Origin of the sequence: Streptomyces sp. NBC_00209, from assembly GCF_045206345.1 — a bacterium.
Classification (GTDB): domain Bacteria; phylum Actinomycetota; class Actinomycetes; order Streptomycetales; family Streptomycetaceae; genus Streptomyces.
Map to the genome: position 1 here is coordinate 5,674,962 of NZ_CP108121.1, position 24,637 is coordinate 5,699,598.

Here is a 24,637-nt window from a genome sequence, read left to right on the forward strand (position 1 = left end):
ACCACCACCCCCCGAACACGAGGTCCCCAGTGCAACCGACCGTCCCCACCACCGCACCCGCGTCGCGAGGAGAATCCGTGGCTACCGATGCACCGCCGCCCGAGGGCGGTCCGGAGAAGAGCCCTGCCCAGCCCACGACCGAGGCGTTCCTCGCGGAGCAAGGCAGCGCGGAGTTCGGCGAACTGCGCCGCGCCCACCGCTCGTTCGCCTTCCCGCTGACCGTCGCCTTCGTCCTCTGGTACCTGCTGTACGTGCTGCTCTCCAATTACGCGGGCGGCTTCATGGGCACCAAGGTCTTCAGCAACATCAACGTGGCCTTCGTCTTCGGCCTCGCCCAGTTCGTCACCACCTTCCTCATCGCCTGGCTCTACTCGCGCCACGCCAACGCGAAGCTCGACCCGAAGGCCGAGGCCATCAAGTCCCGTATGGAGGCCGACGTATGAGCGCCGCGTACCACTCCCACACCGCCGTGACCCTCGCCGCCTCGTCCACCAGCGAGCACCGGCCGCTCATCATCACGCTGTTCGCGGTCTTCGTCGCCGCCACCCTCGGCATCACCGTCTGGGCCGGCCGCCAGACCCGCAGCGCCTCCGACTTCTACGCGGGCGGGCGGCAGTTCACCGCCTTCCAGAACGGACTCGCGGTCTCCGGCGACTACATGTCCGCCGCGTCCTTCCTCGGCATCGCCGGCGCCATCGCCCTCTTCGGCTACGACGGCTTCCTCTACTCCATCGGCTTCCTCGTCGCCTGGCTGGTGGCGCTCCTGCTCGTCGCCGAACCCCTGCGCAACTCGGGCCGTTACACCATGGGCGACGTCCTCGCCTACCGGATGCGCCAGCGCCCGGTGCGCACCGCGGCGGGCGTCTCCACCATCATCGTGTCGATCTTCTACCTGCTGGCGCAGATGGCGGGCGCCGGAGCACTGGTCACCCTGCTCCTCGGCATCAGCAGCGACGGCGGAAAGATCCTCATCGTTGCGCTGGTCGGCGTACTGATGATCGTCTACGTCACCATCGGCGGCATGAAGGGCACCACCTGGGTCCAGATGGTCAAGGCCGTCCTGCTCATCGCCGGCGCCCTCCTGATGACCCTCATGGTGCTGTGGAAGTTCGACTTCAACGTCTCCGACCTGCTGGGCACCGCCGCCGAGAAGAGCGGCCACGGCTCCGCGTTCCTGGAGCCCGGCCTGAAGTACGGCGCCACCGGCACCTCGAAGCTGGACTTCCTCTCCCTCGGCCTCGCCCTGGTCCTCGGCACCGCGGGGCTCCCGCACATCCTGATCCGCTTCTACACCGTGCCCACCGCCAAGGCCGCCCGTAAGTCCGTCAACTGGGCCATCGGCATCATCGGCGCCTTCTACCTGATGACCATCGCCCTGGGCTTCGGCGCCGCCGCGCTCATCGGCCCGAAGAACATCGCGGCGCCCGGCAACACCGCCGCCCCGCAACTCGCCGAATACCTCGGCGGTGTCGGCACCACCGGCGGCGCGGTCATGCTCGCCGTCATCTCCGCGGTCGCCTTCGCCACCATCCTCGCCGTCGTCGCCGGACTGACCCTCGCCTCCTCGTCCTCCTTCGCGCACGACATCTACGCCAACGTCATCCGCAAGGGCCAGGCCACCGAGCAGGAGGAGATGAAGGCCGCCCGCTGGTCCACCGTCTTCATCGGCGCCGCCGCGATCGTCCTCGGTGTCTTCGCCCGCGACATGAACGTCGCCGGGCTCGTCGCCCTGGCCTTCGCCGTCGCCGCGTCCGCCAACCTGCCGACGCTCCTCTACAGCCTCTTCTGGAAGCGCTTCACCACCCAGGGCGCGCTGTGGTCGATCTACGGCGGCCTGGCCTCCTCCGTGATCCTGGTGCTGTTCTCGCCGGTCGTCTCCGGCAACGAGAAGTCCTCGATGTTCAAGGGCGTCGACTTCGCCTGGTTCCCGCTGGAGAACCCCGGCCTGATCTCCATCCCGCTCGGCTTCCTGCTCGGCTGGATCGGCTCGCTCCTGTCCAAGGAGGAGCCCGACAAGGGCAAGTACGCCGAACTGGAGGTCAAGTCCCTCACCGGCATCGGAGCCCACTGACCCGTGCCCGTACGAGGCTGCGTCGTAGGGTCCTACGACGCGGCCTCGCCGCACCTCGTGCCAAACGGGCCCCCTCCGCCGCCTCCGGTCTCGCGTAGGCTCGAAAGAGTCAGCTACCGCGACCGGGAAGTCACCGGGGGAGGGGGCCCACCATGCTCATCGACACCTACGACAGGGTCGCCACCGACCTGCGCGTCTCGCTCACCGACCGGTGCAACCTGCGCTGCACCTACTGCATGCCCGAGGAGGGCCTGCAGTGGCTGGGCAAGCCCGACCTGCTCACCGACGACGAGATCGTCCGGCTGGTCCGCATCGCCGTCACCACGCTCGGCGTCACCGAGGTCCGCTTCACCGGCGGCGAACCGCTGCTGCGCCCCGGCCTCGTCTCCATCGTCCAGCGCTGCGCCGAGCTGGACCCCCGCCCGAGGATGTCCCTCACCACCAACGGCATCGGGCTGAAGCGGACCGCCGCCGCCCTCAAGGACGCCGGACTCGACCGGGTCAACGTCTCGCTCGACACCCTGCGGCCCGAGGCGTTCAAGACCCTCACCCGCCGCGACCGCCACCACGACGTGCTGGCCGGTCTGGAGGCCGCCCGCGAGGCCGGACTCACCCCCGTCAAGGTCAACACCGTCCTGATGCCGGGGCTCAACGACGACGAGGCCCCCGACCTGCTCGCCTGGGCCGTCGAGCACGGTTACGAGCTCCGCTTCATCGAGCAGATGCCGCTGGACGCCCAGCACGGCTGGAAGCGCGACGGCATGATCACCGCGGGCGACATCCTCGCCTCGCTGCGCACCCGCTTCGACCTCACCCCGGAGGACGACGGCGAGCGCGGCTCCGCCCCCGCCGAGCGCTGGACCGTCGACGGCGGACCGCACCGGGTCGGCGTCATCGCCTCCGTCACCCGCCCCTTCTGCCGGGCCTGCGACCGCACCCGGCTCACCGCCGACGGACAGGTCCGCACCTGCCTGTTCGCCCGCGAGGAGACCGACCTGCGCGGGGCGCTGCGCTCGGACGCGCCCGACGAGGAGATCGCCCGTATCTGGAAGCAGGCGATGTGGGGCAAGAAGGCCGGGTCCGGCCTCGACGACCCGAGCTTCCTCCAGCCCGACCGCCCCATGTCCGCGATCGGCGGCTGACCCCACCCCCTTACGGGGAGGTGGGGCGCGACTCCCACTCCGCCAGCGTCACCACGTCCTTGAGGAAGCCCCGCGCCCCGAGGAACGAGGACAGGTGCTCCCGGTGCTCCTCGCAGGCCAGCCACGTCTTGCGGCGCTCCGGCGTGTGCAGCTTCGGGTTGTTCCAGGCCAGCACCCAGACGGCGTCGGCCCGGCAGCCCTTGGCCGAACACAGGGGGGCGGGATTCTCGGCGGATTCGGGGGAGTTCACGGACCCAACCCTAGGACGCGTCCCCTGCGGGAAAGAAAGCGGGGGAAAAGGCGACGCCGGGCAGCCACGGGGGGAGCTGCCCGGCGTCGGTCCGTCGCTCCGACGGGGGATGCGGAGCGCCTGCAAAGTATGTCACGCACACCCTGCCGCGGTGCACCGGAACTTCATGATTGATCTGAGCTTTTCTTGAGCTTGGGCCCGCCGTGGGTTCAGCCGTGCTCCGGCCCATCCGAAGACCGGAAACCGCGTCCGGACTGCGGTGAGGGCGTCGCCGCACCGGCTTCGAGCGCCGGGTGCGACTGGGGCGGCAGGGCGAACGTGGACGGCAGCGAGGGGCTGGTCTCGCGGCCCGCGTTGGCGATGACGACGGCCACGTACGGCAGCAGCACCCCGAGGCCGAGCGCCACGAACGCGATGTGCCGCTCCACGTTCCACAGGACCGCGGCGGCCACCACCGACACCGTGCGCACCGACATCGAGATCACATAGCGGCGCTGTCTGCCGCGCACGTCATCGGCGAGCCCCTGCCGGGCCCCCGTGATCCGGAAGACCTCCGCACCACCCTGTTTGCGCACCACGTCCCCACCAACCTTCCCCGGACCCGGACCGGCCGCTCCTACGCTACGCCCGGCTTTCGGCGCGTACGAGACCGGGGCACGCCCATTGCGTACATTCCGGCCCTCGCCCGCACGGACCCGCACGACATGCGGTGGCGCGCCGCAGCGTCGACACTGGGCGGGACATGCGCGACACGGCGTCGCACAAGGAGGCAGCACATGGGCTGGTTGTGGGCAATCATCGTGGGCTTGGTGCTCGGACTGATCGCCAAGGCGATCCTGCCGGGCAAGCAGCAGATCCCCCTCTGGCTGACGGTCATCTGCGGCATGGTCGGCAGCATCCTCGGAAATGCTGTCGCGACGTGGATCGGCGTCAACGACACCAAGGGCATCGACTGGACGCGCCATATCCTCCAGCTCATCGGCGCGGTGGTGGTCGTCGGTGTCGGCGACATGCTGTACGCCTCGCTGCGGGGCAACAGACAGCGCACCTGAATCCGTTCCGGGACTCCCGGAACGGACGAAGCGGCCGGACACGCGAGACGTGTCCGGCCGCTTCTCCGTCGGTACGGGTACGCGTACGGCTCAGCCGGCCGTGACCTCGATCGCCGCCAGGTTCTTCTTGCCCCGGCGCAGCACCAGCCAGCGCCCGTGCAGCAGTTCCTCGCGGGCCGGGGCCGCCTCCCCGTCGACGGCCTTCACGTTGTTCACGTAAGCGCCGCCCTCCTTGACCGTGCGCCGCGCCCCCGACTTGGACGGCGCCAGACCGGCCTCCACCAGCAGGTCCACCAGCGGGCCCAGCTCGGTGACCCGGGCGTGCGGCACCTCGGACAGGGCGGCGCCCAGCGTCGCCTCGTCCAGCTCGCCCAGGTCACCCTGGCCGAACAGGGCCTTCGACGCGCCGACGACCGCCGCGCACTGGTCGGCCCCGTGCACGAGCGTCGTCAGCTCCTCGGCCAGCGCGCGCTGCGCCGTCCGCGCCTGCGGGCGCTCCTCCGTGACCTTCTCCAGCTCCTCAAGATCGGCCGGGGTCCGGAAGCTGAGGATGCGCATGTAGCGCGAGATGTCCCGGTCGTCCACGTTCAGCCAGAACTGGTAGAACGCGTACGGCGTCGTCATCTCCGCGTCGAGCCAGACGGCCCCGCCCTCCGACTTGCCGAACTTGGTGCCGTCCGCCTTCGTCATCAGCGGCGTCGCCAGCGCGTGCACCTCGGCGCCCGGCTCCAGGCGGTGGATCAGGTCCAGGCCGGCCGTGAGGTTGCCCCACTGGTCGCTGCCGCCCTGCTGGAGGGTGCAGCCGTAGCGGCGGTACAGCTCCAGGAAGTCCATGCTCTGGAGCAGCTGGTAGCTGAACTCGGTGTAGCTGATGCCCTCGTCGGACTCCAGCCGGCGGGCGATGGACTCCTTGGTCAGCATCTTGTTGACCCGGAAGTGCTTGCCGATGTCCCGCAGGAACTCGATCGCGGACAGGCCCGCGGTCCAGTCCAGGTTGTTCACCATGACCGCGGCGTTCTCGCCCTCGAAGGACAGGAACGGCTCGATCTGCGCACGCAGCCGGGTCACCCACTGGGCGACGGTCTCCGGGTCGTTCAGCGTGCGCTCGGCGGTCGGCCGGGGGTCACCGATCTGACCGGTGGCCCCGCCCACCAGGGCGAGCGGCCGCAGCCCCGCCTGCTGGAGCCGGCGCATGGTGAGCACCTGCACCAGGTGGCCGACGTGCAGGCTGGCCGCGGTGGGGTCGTAGCCGCAATAGAACGTGACGGGACCGTCCGCGAGAGCCTTGCGCAAGGCGTCCTCGTCGGTGGACTGGGCGAACAGCCCGCGCCACTTCAGCTCGTCGACGATCTCCGTCACGGTTCCAGTGCTCCTTAAGCGATACGTTTGACGGTTCAGTCTAGGCGGTCAGACGCCCCGGCTGACCGAGCTCATGTTGAAGTCCGGGATGCGCAGCGCGGGCATCGCGGCCCGGGTGAACCAGTCGCCCCACTCGCGCGGCAGCGTCTTCTCGGTGCGGCCCGCCTCGGTGGCGCGGGACAGCAGCCCGACGGGGGACTCGTTGAACCGGAAGTTGTTCACCTCGCCCACCACCTCGCCGTCCTCCACCAGATAGACCCCGTCCCGGGTCAGCCCGGTCAGCAGCAGCGTGGCCGGGTCCACCTCGCGGATGTACCAGAGGCAGGTCAGCAGCAGCGCGCGGCCGGTCGTCGCGGCGACCATCTCCTCCAGCGACCGCTCGCCCCCGCCCTCCAGGATCAGGTTGTCGATCGCCGGGGCGAGCGGCTGCTTCGTCAGGGCCGCGGTGTGCCGGGTCGTCGTCAGCCGCTCCAGGCGGCCGTCGGCGACCCAGTCCGTCCGGGGCAGCGGCAGGCCGTTGTCGAAGACCGATCCGCCGTCCCCGGAGGAGTGCGCGATGACGAAGGGCGCCGACTCCAGGCCCGGCGCGTGCGGGTCGCTGCGCAGGGTCAGCGGGAGCGGGGACAGCGTCTCGCCGAGCCGGGTGCCGCCGCCCGGCTTGGAGAACACCGTCCGGCCCTCCGTCGCGTCCCGCGCCGTGGAGGACCAGAGCTGGTAGATCAGCAGGTCCGCCACCGCGGTCGGCGGCAGCAGCGTCTCGTACCGCCCGGCGGGCAGCTCGATCCGGCGCTCCGCCCAGCCGAGCCGCCGCGCCAGCTCCGCGTCCATCTCGGCCGGGTCGACGTCCTTGAAGTCCCGTGTGGAGCGGCCCGCCCAGGCGGAACGGGTGCGGTCGGGCGACTTCGCGTTCAGCTCCAGCGTGCCGTTCGGCTGGTCGTGGCGCAGCCGCAGCCCCGTGGAGGTGCCCAGGTAGGTGGAGGTCATCTGGTGGTGCGCGAAGCCGTACAGCTCGCGCCCCCCGGCCCGGGCCCGGGCGAAGGCGTCCCCGAGGGCCGGCGCGAACGCGGCGAACACCTCGGAGTCCGTCTCGGCGGGCGCGTCCGTGAAGCCGGGCGACGCGGGCACCCCGGTGACCAGCGGCTGGGCGTCCTCGGCCGGTCCCGCGGAGCGCGCGGCGGCCTCGGCGGCCCGGACCAGCTGCTCCAGGTCGTCCGTGGTGACGGCGGCCCGGGACACCACACCGGAGGCGGTGCCCTCGGCGCCGTCGACCGTGGCGACGACGGTCAGGGTCCGGCCCCGGGTGACCCCGTTGGTGGTCAGCGCGTTGCCGGCCCAGCGCAGATTGGCCGACGACTCCTCGTCCGCGATGACCACACAGCCGTCGGCGGTGGACAGTTCGAGCGCCCGCTCGACGATCTCGTACGGCTTGCTGACGCGGCTCATCGCCCGGCCTCCTGCGTCGTATTGAGGATGTTCACGCCCCGGAACAGGGCCGACGGGCAGCCGTGCGAGACCGCCGCGACCTGGCCCGGCTGGGCCTTGCCGCAGTTGAAGGCGCCGCCCAGTACGTACGTCTGCGGGCCGCCGACCTTCTCCATCGAGCCCCAGAAGTCCGTCGTCGTCGCCTGGTACGCGACATCGCGCAGCTGTCCGGCCAGCCGGCCGTTCTCGATGCGGAAGAACCGCTGCCCGGTGAACTGGAAGTTGTACCGCTGCATGTCGATGGACCACGACCGGTCCCCGACCACGTAGATCCCGCGCTCCACCCCGCCGATCAGATCCTCCGTGGAGAGCCCGCCCGGATCCGGCCGCAACGACACGTTCGCCATGCGCTGTACGGGGACATGGCCGGGGGAGTCCGCGTAGGCACACCCGTTGGACCGGCCCAGGCCGGTGAGCTTCGCGATGCGGCGGTCCGTCTGGTAGCCCACCAGGGTCCCGTCCTTCACCAGGTCCCAGGACTGCGCCTCGACGCCCTCGTCGTCGTAGCCGATCGTCGCGAGCCCGTGCTCGGCGGTGCGGTCGCCCGTCACGTTCATCACGGGCGAGCCGTACGCCAGCTTGCCCAGCTGGTCGAACGTGGCGAACGACGTTCCCGCGTAGGCCGCCTCGTAACCCAGCGCCCGGTCCAGCTCCGTGGCGTGGCCGATCGACTCGTGGATCGTCAGCCACAGGTTGGACGGGTCCACGACCAGGTCGTACGTCCCCGCCTCCACGCTCGGCGCCCGCATCTTCTCGGCCAGCAGCCCGGGGATGCGCTCCAGCTCACCGGCCCAGTCCCAGCCGGTCCCGGTCAGGTACTCCCAGCCGCGCCCCACCGGAGGCGCGATGGTGCGCATCGAGTCGAACTCGCCGGTCGCCGAGTCCACCGCCACGGCCGTGAACTCCGGGTGCAGCCGGACCCGCTGCTGCGTGGTGACCGTGCCCGCCGTGTCCGCGTAGAACTTGTTCTCGTGCACGGCCATCAGCGAGGCGTCCACATGTGCCACGCCCTCGGCCGCCAGCAGCCGCGCGCTCCACTCGGCGAGCAGTCCGGCCTTCTCCCCGGCCGGTACGTCGAAGGGGTCGACCTCGTATGCCGAGACCCAGGTGCGCTCCCCGTGCGAGGGCTCGTCCGCCAGCTCCACCCGCTCGTCGGAACCCGCCGCCGCGATCACCTTCGCCGACAGCTTCGCCATCGCGACGGCCTGCGAGGCCACCCGCGCCGCCGCGTCCATCGTCAGATCGACGCCCGAGGCGAACCCCCAGGCCCCGCCGTGCACGACGCGGACCGCGTAACCGAGGTCGGTGGTGTCCGAGCCCCCGGCGGGCCGGGCGTCCCGCAGCCGCCAGGTCGCACTGCGCACCCGCTCGAACCGGAAGTCGGCGTGCGCCGCCCCGAGCGCCCGCGCCCGGGCGAGCGCCGCGTCGGCGAGGGCCCGTAGCGGAAGCGCCAGGAACGACTGATCTACCTCATGGGGCACGGGCGGCCTCTCCTTCGCGGTCACATACCCAGGGATCGTTTACGAGGCAGTGAAGCACGGCCCACGTCCCGTCGCGGACGATTTTCCCGGGCCGGCCGGGACCTCGGACTGTAGGAACCCGACAGTGCCCGGCCAGAGGCGCTGTCAGGGGCCGATTCTCCGCCGCGCGGACGGTACCGATAGGTTTCCGAGGTACCAGACCGCTAACGAAAGGGTGATCCGTTGAGCCGCTCGGTTCTCGTCACCGGAGGAAACCGGGGCATCGGCCTCGCCATCGCCCGCGCTTTCGCCGACAACGGCGACAAGGTCGCGATCACCTATCGTTCCGGCGAGCCGCCCGCCGAGCTCACCGAAGCCGGTGTTCTCGCGGTCCGTTGCGACATCACGGACCCCGAGCAGGTGGAGCAGGGCTACAAGGAGATCGAGGAGAAGCACGGCAACGTGGAGGTGCTGGTCGCCAACGCCGGTATCACCAAGGACCAGTTGCTGATGCGCATGTCCGAGGAGGACTTCACGTCCGTCCTCGACACCAACCTCACCGGCACCTTCCGGGTCGTCAAGCGCGCCAACCGCGGCATGCTGCGCGCCAAGAAGGGCCGCGTCGTCCTGATCTCCTCGGTCGTCGGCCTCCTCGGCTCGGCCGGCCAGGCCAACTACGCGGCGTCCAAGGCCGGTCTGGTCGGATTCGCCAGGTCCCTGGCGCGCGAGCTCGGCTCGCGGAACATCACTTTCAACGTCGTCGCGCCCGGCTTCGTGGACACCGACATGACGCAGGTGCTCACCGAGGAGCAGCGCAAGGGCATCGTGGCCCAGGTGCCGCTCGCGCGTTACGCGCAGCCCGAGGAGATCGCCGCCGCGGTGCGCTTCCTCGCCTCCGACGACGCGTCGTACATCACTGGAGCCGTCATCCCCGTTGACGGCGGATTGGGCATGGGTCACTGATCACCATGAGCGGAATTCTCGACGGCAAGCGCATCCTCATCACGGGTGTGCTGATGGAGTCGTCCATCGCGTTCCACGCCGCCAAGGTGGCGCAGGAGCAGGGCGCGGAGGTCATCCTCACCGCGTTCCCGCGGCCCACCCTGACCGAGCGCATCGCCAAGAAGCTCCCCAAGCCCGCCAAGGTCATCGAGCTGGACGTGACCAACCAGGAGCACCTGGACCGCCTCGCCGGCCTGGTCCGCGACGAGCTTGGCTCGCTGGACGGCGTGGTGCACTCCATCGGCTTCGCGCCGCAGGACGCGCTCGGCGGCAACTTCCTCAACACCCCGTTCGAGTCGGTCTCCACGGCGATGCACGTCTCGGCGTTCTCGCTGAAGTCGCTCGCCATGGCGTGCAAGCCGCTGATGAGCGAGGGCGGCTCGATCGTCGGCCTCACCTTCGACGCGCAGTTCGCCTGGCCGCAGTACGACTGGATGGGCCCGGCCAAGGCCGCCCTGGAGGCCACCTCCCGCTACCTGGCCCGCGACCTGGGCCCGGACGGCATCCGCTGCAACCTGATCTCGGCCGGGCCGCTCGGCTCCATGGCCGCCAAGTCCATCCCGGGCTTCGACGGGCTCGCCGACGTGTGGAACACCCGCGCGCCGCTGGCCTGGGACATGAAGGACCCGGAGCCGGCCGGCCGCGGCATCGTCGCGCTGCTCTCGGACTTCTTCCCGAGGACCACCGGCGAGATCGTCCACGTCGACAGCGGCGTGCACATGATGGGCGCCTGACCTCCCGGTCCCGTACGTTCCGACCGCGCACCGTCCCCGGAGCCCCCGGAGGCGGTGCGCGGTCGTCCCTCCCCCTGCGTACGCCCTTGCCGCGCTCAGGTCGAAAAGCCGGACGATCCACCGCAGAATGTGGAGGAACCGGACTTCCGGTCCGGTGTGGGGAGGAGATCGCTGTGCGACGCACACCTCACCGAACCCGTTCCCTGCTGGCCTCCGGCGCGGTCCTCGCCGCGCTGCTCGTCCCCGCCGGTCTGTACGCCGCCGGGCACGTCGGAGCCGCCGGTGCGGCCGCGCCGCCCGCGCCCAGCCCCGAACCCGCCGGCTCCGAGTGCCGTACGTCCGTCGAGGGCTCCCGGGTCGTCGCCTACTGCCACAACCCGTACCCCTCGGCCGACCGCGTCCAGCTGCACACCGAGTGCGCCCGCTGGTGGGACGTGGACGCGGACTCCAAGCCGGTGACCGTCGGCCCGGGGCGCACGGTGCGCCTCGCCGACCGCTGCTGGAAGGAAGTCGCCTCCGCCTGGGTCACCCACAGCGCGGCGCCCAAAGCCTAGGAACCGGGCCTCAGACCCGGTCCGCCAGACAGGTCAGCGCGTGGCTCGCGGCCTCCGTGGCCGCCGTCTCCGCGTCGCCCGCCCGGATCGCCTCGACCAGGCGGCTGTGGTCCATGTGGTTCTCCGGCCGCAACTCCTGGCCGACGTCGCCGCGCAGGTAGTCCCGCAGCAGGTCGCCCAGGTCCGCGTAGAGCCCCGTCAGCACGTCGTTGTGGGAAGCGGCCACCACGGCCAGGTGCAGCGTCGCGTCGGCGGCCACGAACGCCTCGGCGTCCCCGGCGGCCCAGGTCTCCTCGCGCCGCCGCATCAGCGCGTCCAGCTGCTTCAGGTCCCGCTCGGTGCGCCGGACCGCCGCGAGCCGCGCCGCCGAGGACTCCAGGGTCGACCGGAGCTCCGCGATGTGGCGCGGGTCCGCCGAGGCGAACCGGCGGTGCATCACCCCGGCCAGCTCGCTGGTGGCGACCACGTAGGTGCCCGAGCCCTGCCGGATGTCCAGCAGCCCGTTGTGCGCGAGTGCCCGGACCGCCTCACGGACCGTGTTGCGGGCCACCCCCAGCTGCTCGACCAGCTCGGGCTCGGTCGGGATGCGGGAACCCACCGGCCACTCGCCCGTGGTGATCTGGTTCCTCAGCTGGGCAATCACCTGGTCGGCGAGTGCCGAACGCCTCGGGGACGTCAGCGCCATGGTGCTCCTCGGTCGCAACTGCTCATGGGCCCGATCTTCTCAGGGTTGGGTGGGCGGACGGAATGGACAACCAATCATCCCATGATTCTATGATGGCCTCATGCGTGACGAAGAGACGACTCCCCAGACCGCGACCGGGACCCTGAACCCCGGCGCCCCGGCAGCCATCCGCGCCGACGCCCCCGCACCGCGGACCGGCCCCTCGCCGTGGACGCTGCGCCTGGTCACCATCGGGCTCGTCCTCACCGCGCTCAACCTCCGCCCCGCCATCACCAGCCTCGGCGCCCTCCTCGAAGAGGTCCGGGACGGGCTGCACATGAGCGGCAGCGTCGCCGGGGTCCTCACCTCCGTGCCCCCGCTCTGCTTCGCGGTCTTCGGCGTCATGGCACCGCGCCTCGCCCGCCGCTTCGGCCCCGGTGCGGTGGTCTGCGCGGGCATGGTCGCCATCACCGCGGGCCTGGTGATCCGGCCCCTGGTCGGCGGCACCGCGGGCTTTCTGGCCGCCAGCGCCCTGGCCCTCATGGGCATCGCCGTCAGCAACGTCCTGATGCCGGTGATCGTCAAGCGCTGGTTTCCCGACCGCGTCGGCTCCATGACCGGGCTCTACTCCATGGCCCTGGCCCTCGGCACCTCGCTCGCCGCCGCCGTGACCGTGCCCCTGACCGACGCGATGGGCGGCAGCTGGAAGGCAGGACTCGGCATCTGGGCCATCCTGGCCGCCGCCGCGATCCTGCCCTGGATCCCGCTCCTGCGGGCCCGGGCCACCGCCGACGGGCCGGTCCCGGCCGCCGCGCGGCCCGAGGCCCCGGAGCTCCGGATCACCCGCAGCCGGACCGCCTGGGCCCTCGCCTGCTTCTTCGGCCTCCAGGCCACCGCCGCGTACATCACCATGGGCTGGATGCCCCAGATCTTCCGGGACGCCGGGGTCTCCGCGGGCACCGCGGGCGTCCTGCTCGCGGTCACCATGGCCATGGGCGTCCCGCTCGCCTTCGTGATCCCGCGCGTCGCCGCCCGGATGCGCACCCAGGGCCCGATCGTCGTCTTCCTCGGCGCCTGCGGCCTCACCGGCTACGCGGGCCTCTACCTGGCCCCCTCCGGCGGCGCCTGGGCCTGGGCGCTGCTCCTGGGCATCTCGAACTGCGCGTTCCCGCTCGCCCTCACGATGATCGGCATGCGGGCCCGCAGCGGCGCCGGAGTGGTCCGGCTGTCCGCGTTCGCCCAGTCCACCGGCTACCTGATCTCGATCCCCGGACCGCTCCTGGTCGGCGTGCTCTACCAGCACAGCGGCGGCTGGGGCGTGCCGATCGCGCTGATGGCCGCCCTGATGGTGCCGCAGATGGCCGTGGGCGTGCTGGCCGGCCGGGACCGGACGATCGAGGACGAATCCTGAGATGCGAGACTGGGGCCATGTCACCTGTGCTCGATCCGAACCCCCAGAACGGTCAGAAGAAGCTGCTCCTCGTCCTCGGGGCCATGCTGCTGATCACGGTCGTCGTCGGCGTCATCGCCGCCATCGCATCCCCGTGACGCCCCGGCCCGGCCGGGGTGGTGCTAGCACCACCATCCCCTAGGGGGCCAGGGTCAGGGTGAAGTGGGTGGGTCACCGGATGGGAGCGGCGCCCCCGCCTCCGTAGGTTCTGAGTATCAGAACCGACCACCCACGGAGGCGGACATGCCGGCCCGTACGCACACCACCCGTCCGGAGCCGAGCGGCGTCGACGTACGGCTGCCGTGGTGGGCCATCGCGCTGCCCGCCGTCGCCTTCGCCGCGCTCCTGCTGCTGATCGCCGGACCGGGCCAGGCGCAGGCCGCCACCGGTGAATCGGCGACCGGCCAGCTGCTGCGGCACCTCGTGGAGCTGGTGACCCGCTGACCTCCGGCCCCGGGGGCACGAAGCCTCCAACACCCTGCGCCAGCTGGCGCGTTTCATGCGAAGCTGAGGTGTATGAGCGCCGATACATCTCGCAGGATCGTCCTTCTCAGGCATGCCAAGGCGGAATGGTCGCAGGAGTCCGACCACGAGCGGCCCCTGGCCGAGCGCGGCCGCATGGAGGCCCCCATGGTGGGCCGCAGGCTCGCCGATTCCGGGATCGTCTTCGACCTGGCCCTCTGCTCGACCGCCGTCAGAACGCGTGAGACGTGGAAACTGGCCGTGCACGAGATGCCCGAGCGCCCGAGGACCGTGTACGAGGAGCGGCTCTACGAGGCATCGCTCGGCGAGCTGATCGCCCTGGTCAACGAGACCCCGGACGACGTCGCGGACCTGCTGGTCATCGGCCACAATCCCGGCATGTACGCGCTCGCCGACGCCCTCTCCGGGAGCGGCGAGGGCGACGCGCTCGCCCGGATGGCGCGCGGCGGCTTCCCGACCGCCGCCTTCGCCGTGATCGGGTTCACCGGCCCCTGGAAGAGCGTCGAGCACGGCGTCGGCAGGCTCGCCGAGTACTGGACCCCCAACGACTGACCCGCCGCCCGTGCGGGAAGGGCCCCGGCGCGCACCTCGCGGTGTGTGCCGGGGCCCTTCCCGTAGCCGTAGCCGCGGCGGAACCTACTCCACGAGGCCGTCGGCCGCCTCGACCTCCTCGCGGGAGACGCCGAGCAGATAGAGCACGGTGTCCAGGAACGGCACGTTCACCGCCGTGTGCGCGGCCTCGCGGACCACCGGCTTCGCGTTGAACGCGACCCCGAGCCCCGCCGTGTTCAGCATGTCCAGATCATTGGCCCCGTCACCGATCGCCACCGTCTGCGCCAGCGGCACCCCCGCCTCGGCGGCGAAGCTCCGCAGCAGCCGGGCCTTGCCCGCCCGGTCCACGATGTCCCCGGTCACCCGGCCCGTGAGCTTTCCGTCCACGACCTCCAGCGTGTTGGCGGAGGCGAAGTCGAGTCCCAGGCGCTCCTTCAGATCGTCGGTCACCTGCGTGAAACCGCCCGAGACCACGCCCACTTGGTAGCCGAGCCGCTTCAGCGTACGGATCAGCGTCCGGGCCCCCGGCGTCAGCCGGACCTCGGCGCGGACCTTCTCCACCACGGACACGTCAAGACCCGCGAGCAGCGCCACCCGGGCGTGCAGCGACTGCTCGAAGTCCAGCTCGCCGCGCATCGCCCGCTCGGTCACCTCGGCGACCTCGGCCTCGCAGCCCGCGTGCGCCGCGAACAACTCGATGACCTCGTCCTGGATCAGCGTCGAGTCGACGTCCATCACGACGAGCCGCTGCGCCCGGCGGCTCAGCCCCGCCGAGACGACCGCCACGTCCACGCCGATGCCCGCGGCCTCCGGCGCCAGCGCGGTGCGCAGCTCCTCGGTCCCCGTACCGGACACCGCGAACTCGACCGCCGTGACGGGGTACTTCGCCAGCCGGAAGATGCGGTCGATGTTCCCGCCGGTCGAGGTGATCCGGGCCGCTATGGCCGCCGTGGACTCCGCGGTGAGCGGGTGCCCCAGCACCGTGACGTGCGAACGGCCCACGCCGCGCGGCCTGTTGTCGCCGGTGCCGGAGATGATCTCGGCCTGGAGCTTCAGCGACTCCGCCCAGTTGTGCACGGTGGCCCGCAGCTCGCCCTCGGTGGTCCCGCCCGCGGTGGGCGCGGTGACCAGCGCGCACAGGACGATGCGGCCCCGGGTCACGACCTGCTCGATGTCGACCACGTCGACCGAGTAGGCGGCGAGGGTGTCGAAGAGGCCCGCGGTGATCCCGGGGCGGTCCTTCCCGAAGATCTTCACCAGCAGGGTCGGTACGTCCGGACCCTGCCGGGACGCGGCGGGCTCGGGAGACAGGGCGGGCTCAGGAGGCCGGGATACGCTCATGGTGCACCCACCGTATCGGTCCCCGAGCGCGCGCAGGGAGCCCGTCCCGAGTGCCGGACACTCCGGGCACCCGCACCCGGTCCGTCCCCTTTCGCCTGGCTGCGCAGGTCTCGGTGCGGTCACCCTCGGCCGCCCGGCTTTCGTATCCGGGACCGGTCCTGGAATAGTTCCCCACGATGTTCAGCATCCCTAGACTCCCTGCGACGGGGGTAACACGGGGGACAACTAGTGGGGCGCGGAGTGCCGGAACTCGTACTGGAATTGAATGGCAGGACCTGGACGCTCGATCCGTCCAGGACATACACCCTGGGGCGTGATCCGCAGGGGGACATGGCGATCGATGACGCCAGAGTGTCGTGGCGGCACGCCACGATCAGCTGGAACGGGCGCAGTTGGTTCATCGAGGACCACGGCAGCACCAACGGCACGTACGTGCACGGGCAGCGGATCCACCAGCTGGAGATCGCGGCCGGCTCCACCGTGAACCTGGGCAACGCCACCGACGGACCCCGGCTGAGCCTGAGCGCCGCGGACCTCTACAGCGGCCGGTCCGCCGGCCCCGCGCAGCCGCAGCAGACCCCGCCGCACCAGCCCCAGCAGGGCGGCCCGGGCTGGCAGCAGCCGACTCCCCAGCAGCCGCCCCTCCAGCATCAGGCACCTCAGCAGCCCGTCCCGCCGCAGCAGCAGGGCTGGCAGCAGCCCGCGCCGCAGCAGCCGCACGTGCCGCAGCAGGGCGGGGCCCCGGGCCCGCCCGGCCCCGGCACCGGCCCGGCGGGAGCGGCGCCGGTCTACGGGGACCGCAGCCCGACCACGTTCCACCAGCTGGCGCTCGGCCGGGTGATGCGGATCGGCCGTGCGCTGGAGAACGACCTGGTCGTCTCGGACCTCCAGGTCTCCCGTAACCACGCCGAGTTCCACGCGACGCCCGACGGCCGCTTCGAGATCCGCGACCTCGGCTCGCACAACGGCACGTACGTCAACGGCCAGCCGCTCTCCAAGTCCGGCTCGGCGCTCATCGGCCCGAACGACACCGTCGGCGTCGGTCACTCGACGTTCCGGCTCGTCGGCGACCGGCTGCAGGAGTTCGTCGACACCGGTGAGGTCTCCTTCGCGGCCCGCCACCTCACGGTCACGGTCGACGGCGGCAAGCAGATCCTCCGGGACGTCTCGTTCGGCGTCCCGGAGAAGTCGCTCATCGGCGTCATCGGCCCGTCCGGCTCCGGAAAGTCCACGCTGCTCAAGGCGCTCACCGGCTACCGGCCCGCCAACCAGGGCGACGTCCTCTACGACAACCGGAACCTCTACAAGCAGTTCGCCGAGCTCCGCCAGCGCATCGGCCTGGTTCCGCAGGACGACATCCTGCACAAGGAACTGACCGTCACCCGCGCCCTGAAGTACGCGGCCAAGCTCCGCTTTCCCGCGGACACCACCGAGACCGAGCGCCAGGCCCGGATACACGAGGTCCTGGCCGAGCTCAAGCTCGACGTCCACAAGGACAAGAAGGTCACCTCGCTCTCCGGCGGCCAGCGCAAGCGCGTCTCGGTGGCGCTGGAGCTGCTCACCAAGCCGTCGCTGATCTTCCTGGACGAGCCGACCTCCGGCCTCGACCCGGGCATGGACCGCGATGTGATGCAGCTGCTGCGCGGACTGGCCGACGACGGCCGTACCGTCCTGGTCGTCACGCACTCGGTGGCCGAGCTGGCCATCTGCGACAAGCTCCTGGTGATGGCGCCGGGCGGCGCCGTGGCCTACTTCGGCCCGCCGGACGAGGCGCTGAACTTCTTCGGCTACACCACCTGGGCCGACGTCTTCTCGGCGTTCGAGAACTACCGCGACTACGACTGGTCGGGGCGCTGGCGCGGTTCGCAGCACTACCAGATGTACGCCGCCGACATCGACGCCGCCGCCGTGCAGTCCGTACACATGCCGCCGCCGCAGCAGATGCGCCCGCCGAAGCCGCAGGGCTGGGGTACGCAGCTGTGGACGCTGATGCGCCGCTACCTCTCGGTGATCGGCTCCGACAAGGGCTTCATGGGCCTGATGGTGATCCTGCCCGCGGTGCTCGGCATCGTCAGCGTGGTCATCCCCGCCGACTTCGGCCTCGCCCCGCCCAAGCCGCCGTCCCGGTTCAACGGCGACGCCGGAACGATCATGCTGATCCTGGTGATCGGCATGACGTTCTCCGCGGCGGCCAACTCCGTACGAGAGCTGATCAAGGAACGGGTCATCTACGAACGGGAACGGGCCACCGGCCTCTCCCGCTCGGCCTACCTGATGTCCAAGGTGATCGTGCTCGGCGTGATCACGGCCATCCAGGGCGTCATCATCTGCGGCATCGGCTTCGCCACCCGCGATCTGCCCGCCGAGGGCCTGATCATGCCGCCCGCCGTGGAGCTCTGCGTGACGATCATCGCGCTCGGCTTCACCTCGATGATGTTCGGCCTGGTGATCTCCGCGCTGGTGAAGACCTCCGAGAAGACCATGCCGCTGCTGGTCATGTTCGCGATCGTCCAGGTCGTCTTCACGGGCATCCTCTTCCAGGTCTACGGATCGCCCGGCCTGGAGCAGTTCGCCTGGCTCATGCCGTCCCGCTGGGCCATCGCGGGCGCGGGCTCCACGCTCGACCTCGCCCACCTGATGCCGCCGTGGGACCAGAAGAACCCCACGGACCTGGACCCGCTCTGGGAGCACTCGGTGAGCCAGTGGGGGATCAACCTCTCGGTGCTGCTGTTCATCGGCGTCGTCTGCGGCTTCGCGGTCGCGCGGCTGCTGCGCCGCCACGAGCCCGAGGTCATGCGCAAGTAACCGGCCCGGACACGCGCCGAAGGGCGGCACCCACGCGGGGTGCCGCCCTTCGGCGTCTGTCATCGGCGGTACGGATCGCGGCGGATCAGTACGCGCTGTCGACGTTGTCGATCGAGCCGTACTTGTCGGCGGCGTAGTTGGCCGACGCGGTGATGTTGGCGACCGGGTCGTACTGCGTGTGCGGGGTGCCGGACACGTGGTAGTAGTCGAAGGTCGGCTTGATGATCTGGAGCAGACCGATCGACGGCACGCCGTTCTGGGCGTTGATGTCCCAGTCGTTGATGGCCTTCGGGTTGCCGCTGGACTCGCGGATGATGTTGCGGTGCAGGCCCTCGTACGTGCCCGGGATGCCCTTCTTGTGCATGATGTCGAGGGACTCCCGGATCCAGCCGTCCAGGTTGTTGCCGTACAGGTGCGTACGGGCGGAGGAGCGGCTGGAGCGCGACTCGGACGTGTGGGACTTGGCCTTGGAGTGGGCCTTGGCCTTCGCCTTCTTCTTCAGCTCGACCTTCTTCTCGGCCTTCTTCGCCTTGGCCTCGGCCTTCTCCTTCACCGCGGCGGCCTTCTTGGCCTTGGCGGCGTCGGCGGCCTTGACCAGCTTCTCGGCGGTCGAGTGCTGCTGGATGACGCTGTCCTGGATCGCGCGGGCCTGCTTGGAGCTCGCGGAGTCGAAGATGACCGGGGAGGCGGCGGACACGGCCTGCGGTTCGGTCTCGGCCTCGGCGTGACCGGGCACCAGGGACAAGGAGAGTGCAGCGGCGGCGACGGCGGAGACGCCGGCGGCGGAGAGCTTCTGGGTCTTGTTCAGGTTACGGAGACGGCCGGTGAAGCGGGACGCGGACATACAGGCTTACCTCTTCGAATTCGGGGGGGTCCTCACGGAGGACGAAGACGGGAGCGACTGCGCATCTCCGTCGGGGACGAGCTCAATTCTTAGCGGCGGCAAAATGCCGTGGCAAAGGTGTGACGTACGAAGCCGGGTAGTGGAATGGTGGGCGGTTTGCCGGGTTCGCTCCCAGGTCATCCGCACCCAAATCGCCCTTTTCGGTCGACTAAGCGGCTTCGTAAGTGACGTGGGCCCTATGCCCGGCCTCACATCGGGCGAGTAGCAGCCTCACTATGTGTTGCCGAAGCAATGCGGAATGCGATGTTCCGGAGAGGGTTCGGGAAGCCGTCTCCGGCCCCGCCCGCAGCGCACCGGCCGCAGGTCCTAGTCCCTCCGCCCCGGTCCCCGGCCGCCTCCGGTCCGATACGGGGCTCGGAGGCCGCCGGTACGGTGAGGCGCATGAGCCACCGACCGCCCTCCGGCCTCGCCGCCGTCAGCGCCGCGCTGCTCGCCATGAGCCGTCACCTGGAGGTACGGGACGTCCTGAAGACGATCGTCGCCTCGGCCCGCGAGCTCCTGGACGCCGAGTACGCCGCCCTCGGGGTCCCCGACGACCACGGCGGCTTCGCCCAGTTCGTCGTGGACGGCGTCAGCGACGAACAGTGGAAGGCCATCGGCCCGCTGCCCCGGCAGCACGGCATCCTCGCCGCGATGCTCCACGGCGCGAAGACCGAGCGCCTCGCCGACGTCCGCAAGGACCCCCGCTTCGAGGGCTGGCCCAGCGCCCACCCCGACATGTCCGACTTCCTCGGCCTGCCCATCCGGGACGGCGACGAGACCATCGGCGCCCTCTTCCTCGCCAACAAGCGATGCCCCAAGCCCGAGGGCGTCTGCGGCTTCAACGCCGAGGACGAGGAACTGCTCTCGACCCTCGCCCAGCACGCGGCCATCGCTCTCGCCAACGCCCGCCTCTACGAACGCAGCCGCGAGCTCACCATCGCCGAGGAGCGCTCCCGCCTCGCCCACGAGCTGCACGACGCGGTGAGCCAGAAGCTCTTCTCGCTGCGGCTCACCGCCCAGGCCGCCGCCGCCCTGGTCGACCGCGACCCGGCCCGCGCCAAGGGCGAGCTCCAGCAGGTCGCCGCCCTCGCCGCCGAGGCCGTGGACGAACTGCGCGCCGCCGTCGTGGAGCTCCGCCCGGCCGCCCTGGACGAGGACGGCCTCGTCGCCACCCTCCGCACCCAGGTCCAGGTCCTCGACCGGGCCCACACCGCCCGGGTCACCTTCACCGGCACCGGCGTCCGGGCCCTGCCCGCCGCCCAGGAGGAAGCACTGCTCCGGGTCACCCAGGAGGCCCTGCACAACGCCCTGCGCCACGCCGACGCGGCCCACGTCGACGTCACCCTCGCCCGCCACGACGGTGCCACGCTGCTGCGGATCACCGACGACGGCCGGGGCTTCGAACCCGCCGCCACCCGCCGGGCCGGGCGCCACCTGGGCCTGGTCTCCATGCGGGACCGGGCGAGCGGCGTCGGCGGCCGCCTCACCGTTGAATCCGCGCCCGGCAAGGGCACCACGATCGAGATGGAGATCCCCGGTGGCTGACAGGATCATCAGGGTGCTGCTCGTCGACGACCACCAGGTCGTCCGCCGCGGCCTGCGCACGTTCCTGGAGATCCAGGACGACATCGAGGTCGTCGGCGAGGCGGCCGACGGCGCCGAGGGCGTGGCCAGGACGGAGGAGCTGCGGCCCGATGTCGTACTGATGGACATCAAGATGCCCGGCACCGACGGCATCGAGGCGCTGCGCCGCCTCCGCGAGCTGGAGAACCCGGCCAAGGTGCTGATCGTCACCAGCTTCACCGAGCAGCGCACGGTCGTCCCCGCCCTGCGCGCGGGCGCCTCCGGTTACGTATACAAGGACGTCGACCCGGACGCCCTGGCCGGCGCCATCCGCTCCGTGCACGCCGGGCACGTCCTGCTCCAGCCCGAGGTGGCCGGGGCGCTCCTCTCCCAGGACGAGCCGGGCACGGGCACCGGCCGGGGGAGCACCCTCACCGAACGCGAGCGGGAAGTGCTCGGCCTGATCGCCGACGGCCGGTCCAACCGCGAGATCGCGCGGGCCCTGGTCCTGTCCGAGAAGACGGTCAAGACCCACGTCTCGAACATCCTCATGAAGCTGGACCTGGCCGACCGCACCCAGGCGGCGCTCTGGGCGGTCCGCCACGGAGCGGCGGGCTGAGCCGGGGGAGCGGGGCGAGTCCGGAGAGCGGGCGTCCCCAACCGCGCCCGCTCCTCCCCTTACCGCGCCCGCTCCTCCACATACGCGTTGTACGCCGCCACCTGCGCCCGCCGGGCCACCCGCTCCACCGGCCGCAGCGCCGCGCCCCGCGCCGCCATCTCCGACGCGCTCACCGCGCCGCCGGGCCCGTTCTCGTACGCCACCGAGACCAGCAGTCCGACCCGCTGGGCGAGCTCAAGGACCCGCACCGCCCTCGGCGGATAGCCCGGGGCCAGTACCTCGCGCCCGTGCTCCGCCCGCGCCCGGTACGCGTCCGCCGCCGCCTCGGCCACCGGCCCCGAACCGGCCACGTCGAGCCGGGTCAGCAGCGCCGTCGCGTCCCGCAGCGCCTCGGCCAGCTCCCGTTCCGCCTCGCCCAGCGAGGGCACGTCGGCCGGCGGAGCCTCCCGTACCGCCAGGCAGTGCCACACCACGTCCACGTGCACATCGCCGGCCGGGCCCGCCTCGCGCACCTCGGGCACCAGCCCGTACGGGGCGCCGTGGGTCACCACGGCCTCCTCCGCCTCCAGCGCCCGGGCGTTGAAATCGGCCGGACCGCTCAGCCCCAGCGGATGCCCCGGCACCGGCAGCGCGACCCGGAAGCCGCTCACCCCCAGCGCCCGCAGCCGCCCCAGGGCGAACGTCAGCCCGACCGGACCGGCCTCACCCGGCAGCCCCTCGACGCGGTGCACCGCGTCCTCCCCGACGATGGCGAGCGCCGCGTCGTCCGGGGACACGAGCCCCGCCAGCAACGCGTTCCCCCAGGCGGTCAGCAGCCCTGAACGTGGTTCCGAAAGCATGCGGACAGCCTAGGGGGTGCCTTGGCGGTCAGGGCCGGGTCCGCGACGGCGGGCCCAGCGCCGCCGGTGCTCACGCGGTGGCGTAGGTTTTCCCTGGGAGCTGTGCCCACAGGCACGCGACGATCTCGACACTGCATGGGGAGACAACGCGCTCATGAGCGATGTACTGGAGCTGGTGGACGTATCCGTGGTCCGCGACGGACGCGCTCTGGTGGACGACGTCTCCTGGTCGGTCAAGGAGGGTGAGCGCTGGGTCATCCTCGGCCCCAACGGCGCCGGCAAGACCACCCTGCTCAACATCGCCTCCAGCTACCTCTTCCCCACCAAGGGCACCGTCAGCGTCCTCGGCGAGCGCCTCGGCGGCGTCGGCACCGACGTCTTCGACTTGCGCCCCCGCATCGGCATCGCGGGCGTCGCCCTGGCCGAGAAGCTGCCCCGCCGCCAGACGGTCCTCCAGACGGTGCTCACCGCCGCCTACGGCATGACCGCCACCTGGAACGAGAACTACGACAAGGTGGACGAGGACCGCGCCCGCGCCTTCCTCGACCGGCTCGGCATGACCGAGTACCTCGACCGCAAGTTCGGCACCCTCTCCGAGGGCGAGCGCAAGCGCACCCTGATCGCCCGCGCCATGATGACCGACCCCGAGCTCCTCCTCCTGGACGAGCCCGCCGCTGGTCTCGACCTCGGCGGCCGCGAGGACCTGGTCCGCCGCCTCGGCCGGCTGGCCCGCGACCCGTACGCGCCCTCCATGATCATGGTGACCCACCACGTCGAGGAGATCGCCCCCGGCTTCACCCACGTGCTCATGATTCGCCAGGGCAAGGTGCTCGCCGCCGGCCCCATGGAGACCGAGCTCACCTCCCGCAACCTCTCCCTCTGCTTCGGCCTCCCCCTCGTGGTCGAGCACCAGAGCGACCGCTACACCGCCCGCGGACTGCCGCTCGGCTAGAGCGGCGCCGAATACACCAGAAGGTGCTGTCTCGTGGGTCTGGGGTGGGATGTGGAACGACAGCAGTACGTGGCGCGTTGCTCGGAGCTCTTCGCGGTGGGTGGCTACGCGGCCGTGAGGAAGGCCGCCGAGGCGGGGCTCCAGGAGTCCGGACCCGATCCGGCTCTCTATCGCTGGCTCGGACAGGCGCACGCCGCGGAAGACGACGACGACCACGACCGTGAGGCCGAGACGGCCTATCGCAAGGGTCTCGCACTGGCGGAAGACGATCTCGGGCTCATGGTGGCGTATCTGGAGCTGTGTCTCCGCTCGGACTCCTGGGCACACCCGGGGCGGGCGCGCCGGGCGGCGGCCCTGCGGGAGAGGATCGACGAGCTGGCTCCGCCCGGGTCACCCGAGCGCGAGCGAGTCGACGACGCGACGGGCTGGGCCGGCCGGGGTTATTGGGATGACCTGTACGTGGCCGCCGCTCGCGGGCAGGCCGATCAGGCGGCTGTGGCGGAGCAGAGCGTGCTGGTCACCGACGCGCTACGGCGGGCCGCCCGGGGCGAGTCCACCGCGGACACCGGCGAAGACCTGCGGGCAGCCGAAACCGCCGCGGCGGTCGAGCTCCTTCAGGGCGCCCGGAACGCACCACTGCGCCTGCTCCTCGCGCACCGGGTCGCCGCGTACGTGCTGACGTTCGCGGCGTCGTTCGGCCTGAACAAGGCACTGGTGCTGAGCGGGACGCTGGACTTCAGCCTGTGGGGCTGGCTGCTCTGGGTTCCCGTGCTCCTGGCCGAGGCCAAGCTCCGCGAGGCGAGGAACCTGGGACGGGAGCGCGTGATCGCCCGCATCCAGGCGCGCCACGGCGAAACGCCCCTCAAGTCCGCCCCGTAGCAGGCGTCCTGCCCGGTCGTGCCCTGTCCTTGGAGTGCGCGCGGTCCTACCATGACCACGTGGACATCGACGCGTGGGTGTGGTGGCTGATCGGCGCGGTGGGACTGGGCATTCCGCTCGTCCTCACCGCGATGCCCGAGTTCGGCATGTTCGCCGTGGGGGCCGTCGCCGCCGCGGTCGTGGCGGCCCTCGGCGGCGGAATCGTCGCCCAGGTCCTGGTCTTCGTCATCGTCTCGGTGGCACTCACGGCCGTGGTACGCGTGATCGCCGGGCGGCAGCGCGCGGACCGGACGCCGGTGCACGCCACCGGCATCGACGCCCTGAAGGGCCGTCAGGCGGTCGTCCTGGAACGGGTGGACGGCGCCGGTGGCCGCATCAAGCTGGCGGGCGAGATCTGGTCGGCGCGCGCACTCGACCCCGGATTCAGCTACGAGCCCGGCCAACAGGTCGACGTCGTGGACATCGACGGGGCGACGGCCGTCGTCATGTGACCGAACT

26 protein-coding genes are annotated in these 24,637 nt (G+C 71.2%); 17 read left to right on the top strand and 9 right to left on the bottom strand.

Going from position 1 to position 24,637, the window contains the following annotated elements; genetic code table 11:
- The first annotated feature begins 77 nt into the window (after positions 1-77).
- The 3 genes from OG867_RS25785 to moaA all read left to right on the top strand — a co-directional run bounded on the left by OG867_RS25785 (position 78) and on the right by moaA (position 3,213).
- On the top strand, positions 78-443 hold the full coding sequence (locus OG867_RS25785; RefSeq protein ID WP_406288868.1) for a DUF485 domain-containing protein: 366 nt from the start codon (positions 78-80) through the stop codon (positions 441-443).
- Positions 440-2,071: a cation acetate symporter gene (locus OG867_RS25790; RefSeq protein WP_406288871.1), complete on the top strand. Its 1,632-nt coding sequence runs from the start codon at positions 440-442 to the stop codon at positions 2,069-2,071. Before OG867_RS25785 ends, OG867_RS25790 begins: the two co-directional genes overlap by 4 nt.
- Positions 2,072-2,223: 152 nt before the next feature.
- A complete protein-coding gene (moaA, locus tag OG867_RS25795) occupies positions 2,224-3,213 on the top strand; it encodes a GTP 3',8-cyclase MoaA (RefSeq protein ID WP_406288873.1) in 990 nt (329 codons plus the stop codon).
- A 10-nt stretch (positions 3,214-3,223) separates the two neighbouring features.
- On the opposite strand, the gene OG867_RS25800 is transcribed toward moaA, so the two are convergent.
- Positions 3,224-3,463, bottom strand: coding sequence for a hypothetical protein (locus OG867_RS25800; protein ID WP_406288875.1), 240 nt, complete (start codon positions 3,461-3,463; stop codon positions 3,224-3,226).
- Between the two features lie 209 nt (positions 3,464-3,672).
- Complete coding sequence (locus OG867_RS25805; protein ID WP_328899547.1) at positions 3,673-4,041, bottom strand: DUF3099 domain-containing protein; 369 nt, start codon at positions 4,039-4,041, stop codon at positions 3,673-3,675.
- Positions 4,042-4,239: 198 nt separating this feature from the next.
- On the opposite strand from OG867_RS25805, the gene OG867_RS25810 reads away from it, so the two are divergent.
- The gene (locus OG867_RS25810) at positions 4,240-4,515 is read left to right on the top strand and encodes a GlsB/YeaQ/YmgE family stress response membrane protein (RefSeq protein WP_328899546.1); all 276 of its coding nucleotides are present in this window, start codon (positions 4,240-4,242) and stop codon (positions 4,513-4,515) included.
- A 90-nt stretch (positions 4,516-4,605) separates the two neighbouring features.
- Here OG867_RS25810 and tyrS read toward each other — a convergent pair whose 3' ends face one another.
- Genes tyrS through OG867_RS25825 form a run of 3 tightly spaced genes read right to left on the bottom strand, consistent with a single transcriptional unit; the run spans position 4,606 to position 8,837 of the window.
- A complete protein-coding gene (gene tyrS / locus OG867_RS25815; RefSeq protein WP_406288879.1) occupies positions 4,606-5,874 on the bottom strand; it encodes a tyrosine--tRNA ligase in 1,269 nt (422 codons plus the stop codon).
- Between the two features lie 48 nt (positions 5,875-5,922).
- Complete coding sequence (locus OG867_RS25820; protein WP_406288881.1) at positions 5,923-7,317, bottom strand: metallopeptidase TldD-related protein; 1,395 nt, start codon at positions 7,315-7,317, stop codon at positions 5,923-5,925.
- Complete coding sequence (locus tag OG867_RS25825) at positions 7,314-8,837, bottom strand: TldD/PmbA family protein (protein ID WP_328899543.1); 1,524 nt, start codon at positions 8,835-8,837, stop codon at positions 7,314-7,316. Before OG867_RS25825 ends, OG867_RS25820 begins: the two co-directional genes overlap by 4 nt.
- 222 nt (positions 8,838-9,059) lie before the next feature.
- Here OG867_RS25825 and fabG point away from each other — a divergent pair, with 222 nt between their 5' ends.
- The 3 genes from fabG (at position 9,060) to OG867_RS25840 (ending at position 11,106) form a co-directional block, all read left to right on the top strand.
- Positions 9,060-9,779: a 3-oxoacyl-[acyl-carrier-protein] reductase gene (fabG, locus tag OG867_RS25830; RefSeq protein WP_018104724.1), complete on the top strand. Its 720-nt coding sequence runs from the start codon at positions 9,060-9,062 to the stop codon at positions 9,777-9,779.
- Positions 9,780-9,784: 5 nt separating this feature from the next.
- Positions 9,785-10,552, top strand: a complete 768-nt coding sequence (gene fabI / locus OG867_RS25835) for an enoyl-ACP reductase FabI (protein ID WP_406288886.1) — start codon at positions 9,785-9,787, stop codon at positions 10,550-10,552.
- Between the two features lie 173 nt (positions 10,553-10,725).
- Positions 10,726-11,106 carry a hypothetical protein gene (locus tag OG867_RS25840; protein WP_406288889.1) on the top strand — a complete coding sequence of 127 codons (381 nt, stop codon included), beginning with the start codon at positions 10,726-10,728 and terminating at the stop codon, positions 11,104-11,106.
- A 10-nt stretch (positions 11,107-11,116) separates the two neighbouring features.
- Here OG867_RS25840 and OG867_RS25845 read toward each other — a convergent pair whose 3' ends face one another.
- Positions 11,117-11,791 (bottom strand): FadR/GntR family transcriptional regulator, encoded by a 675-nt coding sequence (locus OG867_RS25845; RefSeq protein ID WP_328899541.1) that lies wholly within the window; start codon positions 11,789-11,791, stop codon positions 11,117-11,119.
- A 100-nt stretch (positions 11,792-11,891) separates the two neighbouring features.
- Here OG867_RS25845 and OG867_RS25850 point away from each other — a divergent pair, with 100 nt between their 5' ends.
- The 4 genes from OG867_RS25850 (at position 11,892) to OG867_RS25865 (ending at position 14,255) form a co-directional block, all read left to right on the top strand.
- Positions 11,892-13,181 carry a CynX/NimT family MFS transporter gene (locus OG867_RS25850; RefSeq protein ID WP_328899540.1) on the top strand — a complete coding sequence of 430 codons (1,290 nt, stop codon included), beginning with the start codon at positions 11,892-11,894 and terminating at the stop codon, positions 13,179-13,181.
- A gap of 26 nt (positions 13,182-13,207) precedes the next feature.
- Positions 13,208-13,318: an SGM_5486 family transporter-associated protein gene (locus tag OG867_RS25855; RefSeq protein WP_328904281.1), complete on the top strand. Its 111-nt coding sequence runs from the start codon at positions 13,208-13,210 to the stop codon at positions 13,316-13,318.
- Between the two features lie 145 nt (positions 13,319-13,463).
- Positions 13,464-13,664 carry a hypothetical protein gene (locus OG867_RS25860; RefSeq protein ID WP_018104730.1) on the top strand — a complete coding sequence of 67 codons (201 nt, stop codon included), beginning with the start codon at positions 13,464-13,466 and terminating at the stop codon, positions 13,662-13,664.
- A 72-nt stretch (positions 13,665-13,736) separates the two neighbouring features.
- On the top strand, positions 13,737-14,255 hold the full coding sequence (locus OG867_RS25865; protein WP_328899539.1) for a histidine phosphatase family protein: 519 nt from the start codon (positions 13,737-13,739) through the stop codon (positions 14,253-14,255).
- An 84-nt stretch (positions 14,256-14,339) separates the two neighbouring features.
- On the opposite strand, the gene serB is transcribed toward OG867_RS25865, so the two are convergent.
- Positions 14,340-15,596 carry a phosphoserine phosphatase SerB gene (serB, locus tag OG867_RS25870; protein WP_328899538.1) on the bottom strand — a complete coding sequence of 419 codons (1,257 nt, stop codon included), beginning with the start codon at positions 15,594-15,596 and terminating at the stop codon, positions 14,340-14,342.
- Positions 15,597-15,824: 228 nt separating this feature from the next.
- Between serB and OG867_RS25875 the strand changes: the two genes are divergently transcribed.
- Complete coding sequence (locus OG867_RS25875) at positions 15,825-18,401, top strand: FHA domain-containing protein (protein ID WP_328899537.1); 2,577 nt, start codon at positions 15,825-15,827, stop codon at positions 18,399-18,401.
- An 85-nt stretch (positions 18,402-18,486) separates the two neighbouring features.
- Here the strand turns inward: OG867_RS25875 and OG867_RS25880 are convergent, their stop codons facing one another.
- Positions 18,487-19,245: a transglycosylase SLT domain-containing protein gene (locus OG867_RS25880; RefSeq protein WP_328899536.1), complete on the bottom strand. Its 759-nt coding sequence runs from the start codon at positions 19,243-19,245 to the stop codon at positions 18,487-18,489.
- Positions 19,246-19,686: 441 nt separating this feature from the next.
- Between OG867_RS25880 and OG867_RS25885 the strand changes: the two genes are divergently transcribed.
- Both OG867_RS25885 and OG867_RS25890 read left to right on the top strand, forming a co-directional pair.
- Complete coding sequence (locus OG867_RS25885) at positions 19,687-20,832, top strand: GAF domain-containing sensor histidine kinase (RefSeq protein ID WP_406288895.1); 1,146 nt, start codon at positions 19,687-19,689, stop codon at positions 20,830-20,832.
- Complete coding sequence (locus OG867_RS25890) at positions 20,825-21,469, top strand: response regulator transcription factor (protein ID WP_328899534.1); 645 nt, start codon at positions 20,825-20,827, stop codon at positions 21,467-21,469. The genes OG867_RS25885 and OG867_RS25890 overlap by 8 nt, the downstream gene beginning before the upstream one ends.
- A gap of 59 nt (positions 21,470-21,528) precedes the next feature.
- On the opposite strand, the gene OG867_RS25895 is transcribed toward OG867_RS25890, so the two are convergent.
- Complete coding sequence (locus OG867_RS25895; protein ID WP_406288897.1) at positions 21,529-22,308, bottom strand: hypothetical protein; 780 nt, start codon at positions 22,306-22,308, stop codon at positions 21,529-21,531.
- A 154-nt stretch (positions 22,309-22,462) separates the two neighbouring features.
- Here OG867_RS25895 and OG867_RS25900 point away from each other — a divergent pair, with 154 nt between their 5' ends.
- From OG867_RS25900 to OG867_RS25910, 3 genes are read left to right on the top strand one after another with little or no spacing between them, the layout of a single operon-like run.
- On the top strand, positions 22,463-23,260 hold the full coding sequence (locus OG867_RS25900; RefSeq protein ID WP_406288899.1) for an ABC transporter ATP-binding protein: 798 nt from the start codon (positions 22,463-22,465) through the stop codon (positions 23,258-23,260).
- Positions 23,261-23,293: 33 nt separating this feature from the next.
- Positions 23,294-24,139: a hypothetical protein gene (locus OG867_RS25905; RefSeq protein WP_406288901.1), complete on the top strand. Its 846-nt coding sequence runs from the start codon at positions 23,294-23,296 to the stop codon at positions 24,137-24,139.
- 59 nt (positions 24,140-24,198) lie between these two features.
- Positions 24,199-24,630: an NfeD family protein gene (locus OG867_RS25910; protein ID WP_328899531.1), complete on the top strand. Its 432-nt coding sequence runs from the start codon at positions 24,199-24,201 to the stop codon at positions 24,628-24,630.
- The last annotated feature ends 7 nt before the right edge of the window (positions 24,631-24,637 follow it).

Excerpts from the sequence above, each read along its gene's own strand:
- OG867_RS25790 (WP_406288871.1), top strand. The coding sequence starts at position 440 with ATGAGCGCCGCGTACCACTCCCACACCGCCGTGACCCTCGCCGCCTCG.
- moaA (WP_406288873.1), top strand. The coding sequence starts at position 2,224 with ATGCTCATCGACACCTACGACAGGGTCGCCACCGACCTGCGCGTCTCG.
- OG867_RS25810 (WP_328899546.1), top strand. The coding sequence starts at position 4,240 with ATGGGCTGGTTGTGGGCAATCATCGTGGGCTTGGTGCTCGGACTGATC.
- OG867_RS25820 (WP_406288881.1), bottom strand. The coding sequence starts at position 7,317 with ATGAGCCGCGTCAGCAAGCCGTACGAGATCGTCGAGCGGGCGCTCGAA.
- fabI (WP_406288886.1), top strand. The coding sequence starts at position 9,785 with ATGAGCGGAATTCTCGACGGCAAGCGCATCCTCATCACGGGTGTGCTG.
- OG867_RS25845 (WP_328899541.1), bottom strand. The coding sequence starts at position 11,791 with ATGGCGCTGACGTCCCCGAGGCGTTCGGCACTCGCCGACCAGGTGATT.
- OG867_RS25850 (WP_328899540.1), top strand. The coding sequence starts at position 11,892 with ATGCGTGACGAAGAGACGACTCCCCAGACCGCGACCGGGACCCTGAAC.
- OG867_RS25860 (WP_018104730.1), top strand. The coding sequence starts at position 13,464 with ATGCCGGCCCGTACGCACACCACCCGTCCGGAGCCGAGCGGCGTCGAC.
- OG867_RS25865 (WP_328899539.1), top strand. The coding sequence starts at position 13,737 with ATGAGCGCCGATACATCTCGCAGGATCGTCCTTCTCAGGCATGCCAAG.
- serB (WP_328899538.1), bottom strand. The coding sequence starts at position 15,596 with ATGAGCGTATCCCGGCCTCCTGAGCCCGCCCTGTCTCCCGAGCCCGCC.
- OG867_RS25880 (WP_328899536.1), bottom strand. The coding sequence starts at position 19,245 with ATGTCCGCGTCCCGCTTCACCGGCCGTCTCCGTAACCTGAACAAGACC.
- OG867_RS25885 (WP_406288895.1), top strand. The coding sequence starts at position 19,687 with ATGAGCCACCGACCGCCCTCCGGCCTCGCCGCCGTCAGCGCCGCGCTG.
- OG867_RS25895 (WP_406288897.1), bottom strand. The coding sequence starts at position 22,308 with ATGCTTTCGGAACCACGTTCAGGGCTGCTGACCGCCTGGGGGAACGCG.
- OG867_RS25900 (WP_406288899.1), top strand. The coding sequence starts at position 22,463 with ATGAGCGATGTACTGGAGCTGGTGGACGTATCCGTGGTCCGCGACGGA.